This is a genomic window from Jiangella ureilytica (genome assembly GCF_004348545.1).
Classification (GTDB): Bacteria; Actinomycetota; Actinomycetes; order Jiangellales; family Jiangellaceae; genus Jiangella; species Jiangella ureilytica.
The window spans coordinates 51,417-59,938 of sequence record NZ_SMKL01000038.1 but is presented as its reverse complement, the minus strand read 5'-3'; the positions used below and the strand labels follow the sequence as shown (position 1 = coordinate 59,938).

Below are 8,522 nucleotides of genomic sequence, written 5' to 3'. Positions count from 1 at the left end.
TCAACGAGATGGTCCACAACGACGAAGCCGACACATACCACGCACCAAGCGGCGAACAGCGGTTCCGCTCCTGCAGCCGCGACCACCATCACCACCTGATCTGCAGGAAATGCGGCAAGGCCACCGAGATCCAGGCGCCGCTCGAGGACTGGGTCGAGTCGGTGGCCGCGCAGCACGGCTACACCCAGGTCCGCCACGTGGTCGACCTGTTCGGCGTGTGCCCGGACTGCGCCACCCAGTAGAGCGACGGCCTCGGGATCACACCGGAGCCCTGGGCCGGATGAGCGCGACCGAGCGGTCGACCGGCTCCAGGCGCAGGGTCGGCGGAAGGTCGGCGGCGATGTCGTCGGCACCGACGATGCGCCACGAACCCGAGAACCGCTCGTCCCTGATCCTGGTTTCACCGTGCCACACCTCATATCGGCTGGTGTACGCCTCCGCTGCCGCACGCCCGGCCGAGAGGTGGAGCGCACGGTACTCGTAGTCACCCAGCCGACGGACCTCGACGATGTCCTCGTCGGCAGCGCCGGGGTCGGGCGCCTGTTGTGTGGTGACGAGGCCGACGCCGCCGGGGTTCAGGTGCGATCCGAGCCAGGCGAGAAGATCCCGCCGCGCGACGCGCTCCAGGTGGCCGAGCATGTGTGCGCACACGAATCCGTCGACCGTGTCCGGCAGGAGGTGGAGGTCGCCCGGCGCCGATCCTGCGACGACGGTGACCCGTGAGGCGAGGTCGGTGTCGTCGGCCATCCGGGCGGTCAGGACGGCGCGCATCACCAGTGCCGGTTCGAGTGCCACGATGCGTGCGGGCATCTCCCGCGCGATCGTGCGGGTCCCCATGCCGGTGCCCGCGCCGACCTCGACCACGACGGCGTCGCCGCCGAGATGGGCGAAGGCGTCACGCACGTACGGACCAAGCCGCTGCCACGGCTCGTCCATGAAGAGGTCGTGGAACTCCGCCAGCCGTTCATAGCCTGCGTCGTCGATGCTCATCGGTGCTCCTGTCATGGGGCCGCTACGCCGGCACCGTGGTCGGCTGTTGCTCGGTCTTGCGCCGGCGCTTGGCGACCAGTCCGTGCCGCGGCGCGAGGACGTAGGCGGAGAAGAAGGCGGCCGTCAGGGCCAGGACGATGGTGCCGCCGACCGGAAGGTCATAGCTCCATGACAGGTACAACCCCACCGTGGCGGACACCCCGCCGATCAGCGGGGCGAGCAGCATCATGATGCCCAGCCGGTCGGTGAGCAGTCGGGCCGTCGCGGCGGGGGTGACGAGGAGGGCGAGCACCAGGATGTTGCCGATGGTCTGGACGGAGATGACGATCGCGACGGTCACGAGGACGTAGAGCGCGATGTCGAGCCGGAAGACCCGCAGGCCGACCGCGCGGGCCAGCTCGCGATCGAGGCTGACAGTGACGAACTGCTGGTGCAGGAGCAGCACCGCGCCCAGCACGACGACACCAGTGAGCGCGACGGTGTAGAGGTCCTCGTCGGGAACCCCGGTGATCGACCCGAACAGGAACTGCTGCAGCGACCCCGCATAGCCGGGCGCCTGCGAGATGATGACGATGCCCAGCGCGAACGAGGCCACGTAGAAGACCCCGATGACGGAGTCCTCCTTGACCCGGCGATTCTGCGCGAACACCGCCACCAGGATGGCGGTGACCACCCCGGCGACGGCGCCGCCGACGACGAGGCTGCCCTGCAGCACGAACGCGACCGCCAGGCCGGGAAAGACGGCGTGCGCGACGGCGTCACCGATGAACGCCATCCCCCGCAGCACCACATAACAGCCGACGACGCCGCACACGATGCTCGACATCACCGCGATGAGCAGCGCCTTCGGCAGGAACGCGAGGTCGGGGTTGGTGAGGTCGGCGATGAACTCGGAGATCGACACGGGTCACATCACCTTCAGGATCTTCAGCAGCGGGCTGGTCTCGCTGACGCCGAACGCCCGCATCCAGGGCTCGGGGTCGAGCAGCTCGCTCGGCGGCGCGTCGGCGACGATCGTCCGGTTCAGCAGCGCGATCCGGGTGCAGGTGTCCAGCGCGCCGACGAGGTCGTGTGTCGTCATCAGCACCGCCCGGTCCTCCCGGGAGAGCTCCACGAACAGCCCGGTCAGCAGCTCCTGGGTCGGCAGGTCGAGGCCGGTGAACGGCTCGTCGAGCAGCAGCACCCGCGGCTGCAGCGCGAGCGCCCGGGCCACGAGCACCCGCTGTCGCTGGCCGCCGGAGAGCTCACCGACCGGCCGGCGCGCCAGCTCGCTCATGCCCACCCGGTCGAGGGCCTCACCGACCGCCTGCCAGTCGGCCACCCCCGGACGGCGGAAGAGACCGAGGCGGCCGCTGCGGCCCGTCATGACGGCGTTCTCGACCGAGATCGGGAAGTCCCAGGCGAACTCGTGCCGCTGCGGCACGTAGCCCACCGGTGAACGGCGGGGGCCGACCGGCCGCCCGTCGACCTCGATCCGCCCGGCGGACGTGCGGACCAGGCCCAGGATCGAGCGCAGCAGCGTGGTCTTTCCGGCCCCGTTCGGTCCGATCAGCCCGGTGAGCTCACCGGTGTCGACGGCCAGGTCGACATCGTGGAGAACGGGACGGCCGCCGAGTGCGACCGTCACGCCACGCGCCTCCAGGACGCTCATCCCTGGTCTCCGCGTAGCGACGCGGCCGCCGCGTCGCGCTGCGCCGCGGCTCGCTTCTTGGCGCTCCGGCCACGGAGCAGGACGGTGACGAGGACGATCACCAGCAGGGCGGCGATGCCGACACCGACCATGACGACTCCCCCGGCTCCGCTGGACTCCGACGCGTCGTCGGCGACGGCCGGCGTCTCGGCCGTCGCAGGCGTGGACGGGTCCGCCGTCTGCGCGTACTCGGCGGCGAGCGCCTCGTCGGTGCTGGTGGCGTCGCCGACGGCGAAGCGGATCACCTGGGTGTCCGACTCCGCCTCGCCGGACACCAGGTCGGCCGACACCTCGACCTCCACCAGGTAGACGCCGGGCTCGGAGAACACCCAGTTGGCGTGGGTGTGCGTGTTCACCTCGACCCAGAGATCCTGCGGGCCCGCCTCGCGGCTGTCCCACAACACCTCGGGCTCGCCGAGTGTGCCGCTCTGCAGGAACACCACGACGTCGCCGGGCCCCTGGACGCCGCGCAGGGTGAGCGTGACCCCGCGGTCGATCGTGTCCATGACACTGGGGTACTGGGTGTTCCACCCCACCCACACCACGCCCGGCTGCTCGGCCTGCGGCACGACGTGGACGTCGGCGCCCGGCTCAGCCGGGAGGAAGGCATAGTCCGGATTGTCGGGCACGGTGGTGAGGGAGGCGTCCGTGACCTGGAACACGGTGTTCGGCATCGCGCGCCAGACCGGCGGCTCGGCGTGGTCGTCGTGGACCAGCAGCGTCCACTGGCCGTCGACGTAGCGCGGGCCGATGTCGACGTGGCCCTCGCTGAGCACTGCTTGTTCCGTCACGATCGCCTGGTCGGGATCGATCTGCTGGTCCAGGTCGGGGTCGTCCGTGGCGACGGCGGACGCCGCGCTCAGGGACACCGTCAAGACGGTCAGAACGGCACCGGCCGCCGCGCGGGTAGCCCGGGTTCGTAGCGTCATCCGATTCTCTCCACTGGTTCGGACAGGCAGGAGCGCAGCGACTCGGCGTTGAATCGCATCATCTCCACGTAGCTGGTGACCTCGTCGTCGAACGTGTCGCCGTAGATCTCGCAGACGGCGACGCCGAGGTCCTCGGCGACCTCCGTGAGCGTCGACGACCGGGTCACCAGGTTCGGCTCGAGGAAGACCGCCGGGATGCGCAGGTTGCGGATCGTCTCGGCCAGCTTCCGCCGGTCGGCCAGGCTCGGCTCGGTGGCCGGGTTGGGCGTGACGAACCCCGAGATCTGCACGTCGTAGGCCGCACCCAGGTAGCCGAACGCGTCGTGGGTGGTGACCAGGTGCCGTCGCGACTCCGGGATCGTCGCGATCGTGCCGCGGACGTCGGCATCGAGCCGCTCGAGCTCGCCGATGTAGCGCGTGGCGTTGTCGCGGTACTCGCGGGCGCCGTCCGGGTCCACCTGGATCAGCGTGTCGCGCATCAGCTCGACGTAGGAGATCGCGTTGCCGACGTCCTGCCACAGGTGCGGGTCGATCTCGCCGTGCACGTGCCGGCCGAGGACTGCCTGGGGCAGCTGGAAGATCGGGTCCCCGGGCCGGCCGAGGAACCGGAACCCCTCGTCGGCCGGGATCTCGTGCAGCGCCTTGTTCGGCACCTCGATCACGGTCGTGGCCGGGTCGAAGACCTCGGCGTGCGCATGACCGTCACCGCCGTGCGGATCGACCAACAGGTACAGCTCACCGGTGTCGATGTCGACCGTCACGTCGGCATGACCGCCGTTCAGCACCTCCGCGCCCTCCATGCCGGGGACGGAGTGGGGGTCGACGCCGACGGCGAACGTGAAGGTCTGCTTCCCGAGGTCGACGGTGCGAGCATCCGGCTCGGGGGCCAGCGCGGCCCGCATCGTCAGCCGGTATATCCCGGGCTCGGTGAACGCCCAGCTCATGTGCGTGTGCGCGTCGGGCGGCAGGGTCGCGGTGTCGTCGCGGTATCCGTCGGAGGCGTCGAACCCGTCGGTGGAGTTCACGTAGAACTCAGGGTTGCCGAACGACTCCGTCAGGTACGCGACCAGGTCTCCGGGCCCGTCGACGCCGGTGCCGCTGACGTAGACGTCCGAGGCGCGGCTCGCGCCGTACTGCTCCCCCGTCCCGCGCACCCGCATGCCGAGCCAGATCGTGTCGAGGGCGACGTTCTCGACCAGCGGGATGATCTCGGCCGCGTACTTCACCGCCCCCTCGGCCAGGGAGATGTTCGGCACCTCGTCCGGCAGGTTGGCGTCGAGCGCCTTGATGATCGCCTGCTGCTCCAGCAGCAGGTAGTTGCTGAACGCGACGTCGGCGTAGACCACGTTGCGGATGTCGCGCAGGCTCGGCTCGTACGAGTGCGGGTCCGCCTGGTCGGGCACCAGTGAGCTGACGTTCACCCGGTCACCGCCCACGTTGCGTACCAGGTCGGCCAGCAGCCCCGTCGTGGTGACCACCTGCACCCGGTCGTCGCTCGCGCTGAGCGTCGACGGCGCCGCGCACCCGGTCAAGGCGAGCGCCGCCGCGGCGAGCGTGGCGGTGATGGCGGCCGGCCCGGCTCCGCGTCGACCGGGCCGGCCGCTACTGCGCACGTCCATCCCTAACCGCGAGCCACACGACGATCGCGCAGGTACGCCGCGGTCGCGACCGCGCCGGCCGCGACAAGCAGACCACCCAGAACCGTCAGCCCGGGCAGGCCCGACGAGCCGGTGCTCGCCAGGTCGCAGTCCTCGCCGGCAGCCAGAGTGGTCGCCGACGGCGACGGGGTCGGTGTCGCGGTGGAGGTGGGCGTTGGCGTCGGTGTCGTGTCGACCTGCGTCACCGCCGGCGCGGCACGGTTCACCGCCGGCGCGATCACGCCGCCCGTCCCGGCGGCCGAGGCGTTGCGCGCCCCACTCAGGTCCCCGACGGTGAACGAGTACTCCACCGGGCCGGTGGTGACGGCCTCGCCGCCGGCCAGCGTCCCGGCGGCCTCGAATGTCAGCGTGTAGTCGCCCTCCGCCGAGAACGCCCAGTTGGCATGCACGTGCTGGCCGACGCTCTGCTGCCGCGCCGGCAGCGACTCCTCGGAGCTGAAGATCCGGGTGACGCCGCCGAAGCCCGCGCTCTGGAACACCTCCACCGTCCCCGGCCCCTCGGCGCCCACCAGCGTGAAGTCGACGGTGTCGCCGGCGAACGCGCCGGCTGCCAGTTGCTCCGTCGACCAGCCGGCCCAGACCACGTCCGGGTTCTGCGTCTCAGGGATCAGCCACAACGGCGCGCCGGCCGCGCCGAGGAACGCATACGTGTCCCCGTCCGGCACGGTGCTCGCCGCCGCCGGACCGACGTGCACCAGCACGTCCGCCGGGTCGTAGAACGTATGGTCGTTCGCCGATCCCACCTTCGCCTCGAGCGACAGTGCCGACCCTTCCAATCGCGGCGACAGCAGATCGACGTGCTCGGTGCTGAGCACGACCGGGTCACCGGACTGGCCGCCGCCGGGGGTCTGTGACCCGCCGCCCGGCGTGTTCGACGCCCCAGGCGACGCGCTCGTACTGGGCGTGCGCGGCACACAGACCGCGCCGCTCGGCTTGGTCGTCGGCCTCGGCCCGTTGCCGGCGTCACCACCGGCATCCGAGCCGTCACCACCGGAGTCTGCGCCGCCGTCACCAGAGTCGGCACCGTCGTCGCCGCCGTTCGCGTCGCCGTCGTCCGCTCCACCGGAGTCGGTCCCGTCGTCGCCGCCGTTCGCGTCGCCGTCGTCCGCTCCACCGGTCTCAGTACCGTCGTCGCCGCCGTTCGCGTCGCCACCGCTCGCGTCACCTCCGCCGTCGGTCCCGTCCTCGTCGCCCGGATCGCCCGGGTCGCACTCCAGGTCACCGACGACCACGGCGTAGTCCACCTCCCCCGTCGCGACAGTCGTCCCATCCGGGAGGGCGCCGCTCACCTCGAAGGTGAGCGTGTACTCGCCCAGCTCGGTGAACGCCCAGTTCGCGTGCACGTGCTGGCCCACGCTCTGCCGTCGTGGCTCCAGGACGTCGGTCGAGCTGAAGATCCGTGTCGGCGCCGCACCCAGGCCGGCGGTCTGGAACACCTCGACCTCGCCCGGCCCCTCGGCGTCGATCAGCGTCATCTCGACCGCATCGCCCTGCAGCGAGCCCGGCGTGAGCTCCTCCGTGGACCAGCCCGCCCAGACGATTTCCGGGTTCTGTGTCTGCGGGATCATCCACAGCGGGTCGCCGGCCTCGCCGAGGAACGCGAAGCCCTCGCCGGCCGGAACCTCGATCGCCGCCTCCGGGTCCTTCACCTGCACCATGAGATCGGCGGGGTCATGGAACGTGTGGTCGGCCGACGTTCCGACCCGGGCGCGCAGGTCCAGTCGCGACCCCTCCAAGACCGGCGAGAGAAGATCGACGTGCTCGTCGGTCAGTACCGTCCGTGGGTCTTCACACTGGCCCGGCGGGTCCTCGCCCGGATCCTCGGTGCCGTCCTCCGCGCCCGGCTCCTCCGTCCCGTCCTCCGCGCCCGGATCCTCCGTCCCGTCCTCCGCGCCCGGATCCTCCGCGGTGACCGTCAGGGTGTGCGGGGCGGACTGCGCGACGAACCGGCCGTCGCCGGTGTAGAGCGCCGCCCGGTACTGCCGGCCGCCGTCGGCTGCGGCGGCGACGAAGGTCAGCGTGTCAGTGGTCGCGCCGCCGATCGGCTCGAAGTTTAGCGCACCCGGCGCCCGGGTGGACCACCGGTACGCGCTCAGTTCGGTCGCCGGGTCCTGGCTCACGGTCAGGGTGACCTCGTCGCCCGCCGCGACCGCGCCCGGCCCGGTGACCGTCAGGGTCGGCGTGGGCGGATCCTCACCGGGATCACCGACGGTCAGCGTGGCCGGCGCGGAGGTCGAGCTGGCATAGAACTGGGGCTCCTGCGACACGTACGTGGCCGTGATCCCATGGTCGCCGGGCGCGTCGAACGTGACGGGCAAGGTGGCGCGGCCGTCAGCCAGTGCCGCCCACCCGAGCGACGTCTCCCCGTCGTGGAACTCGACGTACCCGCCCGGTGCGGGCGGCGCGTGGTCGCCGGTGTCGGTGGCCACCGCGGCCTCGAGGACGACCTCGTCGCCGGCCGCCGCCTCCGCGGGCACCTCGAGCGTCGTCGCCGTCGTCGCGGGCTCTGGCAGCGTGCCGTTGCTCCCTCCGACGACCCACGTGTACTCGACCGGCTCCGACGTCACCGCCTGGCCGCCGACCGTCGCTCCGGCCGTGAAGGTCAGCGTGTAGACGCCTGGCTGGGTGAACGCCCAGTTCGCGTGCACGTGCGCGTTGACGGCCTGGCGCAACGTCTTGTGGTCCTCGTCGGAGCTGAAGATCCGGATGGGCTCTCCGAACGGGCCGGTCTGGAAGACCTCGACATCGCCGGGTCCGCGCGCGTCGGTCAGCATGATGTCGACCGCGTCGCCGTCGACGATCCCGGTGCCGATCTCCTCAGTGCTCCAGCCGGCCCAGAGGACGTCCGGGTTCTGGGTCTGCATGATGACCCACGCGGCGTCGGCGCCGATGAACTCCACGTACTGCTCCGGAAGTCCCTCCACGCGACCGAGGTCGGAGAGCTGGTACACCAGGTCATCCACCTCGACGTGCTCGACCGGCGGGCTGATCTTCGAGTTGACGGTCAGACGTTCGCCGTCGAACCCGACGTTGATCGCATCGACGTGCTCCGTCGTGAGCACCCTGCGCTCGTCGGCGGGCGGCGGCGGACCCGGCTCCGCGCCGGCCTGGTGTGCCGCCACCCCGGACGCGACGACGAGTGCGGCCGCGCCGGCCGCAGCCGTGATCTTCCGGGCCATGAACCGTTGCATGACGGACATCGACTCCCAAACAGGTCATGAGTGAGTTGGCGCTACTATAGATAACGATTCTCAG

Annotated in this window: 7 protein-coding genes; 1 reads left to right on the top strand and 6 read right to left on the bottom strand. The window is 71.1% G+C overall.

The features are described 5' to 3' along the window. Positions 1–242: Fur family transcriptional regulator (locus tag E1212_RS17440; protein ID WP_203416949.1), on the top strand; the 242-nt coding region annotated here is incomplete at its 5' end. Positions 243–258: 16 nt separating this feature from the next. Here the strand turns inward: E1212_RS17440 and E1212_RS17435 are convergent. The 6 genes from E1212_RS17435 to E1212_RS17410 are packed head-to-tail and all read right to left on the bottom strand — an operon-like array spanning position 259 to position 8,467. Further along, positions 259–990, bottom strand: coding sequence for a class I SAM-dependent methyltransferase (locus E1212_RS17435; RefSeq protein WP_162605525.1), 732 nt, complete (start codon positions 988–990; stop codon positions 259–261). A gap of 22 nt (positions 991–1,012) precedes the next feature. Further along, complete coding sequence (locus E1212_RS17430) at positions 1,013–1,894, bottom strand: anchored repeat-type ABC transporter permease subunit (RefSeq protein WP_131984699.1); 882 nt, start codon at positions 1,892–1,894, stop codon at positions 1,013–1,015. Between the two features lie 3 nt (positions 1,895–1,897). Next, entirely contained in the window at positions 1,898–2,641 is a 744-nt protein-coding gene (locus tag E1212_RS17425) for an anchored repeat-type ABC transporter ATP-binding subunit (protein ID WP_131984697.1), read from the bottom strand. After that, positions 2,638–3,609, bottom strand: a complete 972-nt coding sequence (locus E1212_RS17420) for a choice-of-anchor M domain-containing protein (RefSeq protein WP_131984695.1) — start codon at positions 3,607–3,609, stop codon at positions 2,638–2,640. The genes E1212_RS17425 and E1212_RS17420 overlap by 4 nt, the downstream gene beginning before the upstream one ends. Next, on the bottom strand, positions 3,606–5,228 hold the full coding sequence (locus tag E1212_RS17415; RefSeq protein WP_131984693.1) for an anchored repeat ABC transporter, substrate-binding protein: 1,623 nt from the start codon (positions 5,226–5,228) through the stop codon (positions 3,606–3,608). The genes E1212_RS17420 and E1212_RS17415 overlap by 4 nt, the downstream gene beginning before the upstream one ends. Positions 5,229–5,230: 2 nt before the next feature. Beyond that, positions 5,231–8,467, bottom strand: coding sequence for a choice-of-anchor M domain-containing protein (locus E1212_RS17410; protein WP_131984691.1), 3,237 nt, complete (start codon positions 8,465–8,467; stop codon positions 5,231–5,233). Between the last annotated feature and the right edge of the window lie 55 nt (positions 8,468–8,522).

Coding starts and splice junctions, on each gene's coding strand:
- E1212_RS17425 (WP_131984697.1), bottom strand. CDS start 2,641: ATGAGCGTCCTGGAGGCGCGTGGCGTGACGGTCGCACTCGGCGGCCGT.
- E1212_RS17435 (WP_162605525.1), bottom strand. CDS start 990: ATGAGCATCGACGACGCAGGCTATGAACGGCTGGCGGAGTTCCACGAC.
- E1212_RS17410 (WP_131984691.1), bottom strand. CDS start 8,467: ATGTCCGTCATGCAACGGTTCATGGCCCGGAAGATCACGGCTGCGGCC.
- E1212_RS17415 (WP_131984693.1), bottom strand. CDS start 5,228: ATGGACGTGCGCAGTAGCGGCCGGCCCGGTCGACGCGGAGCCGGGCCG.
- E1212_RS17420 (WP_131984695.1), bottom strand. CDS start 3,609: ATGACGCTACGAACCCGGGCTACCCGCGCGGCGGCCGGTGCCGTTCTG.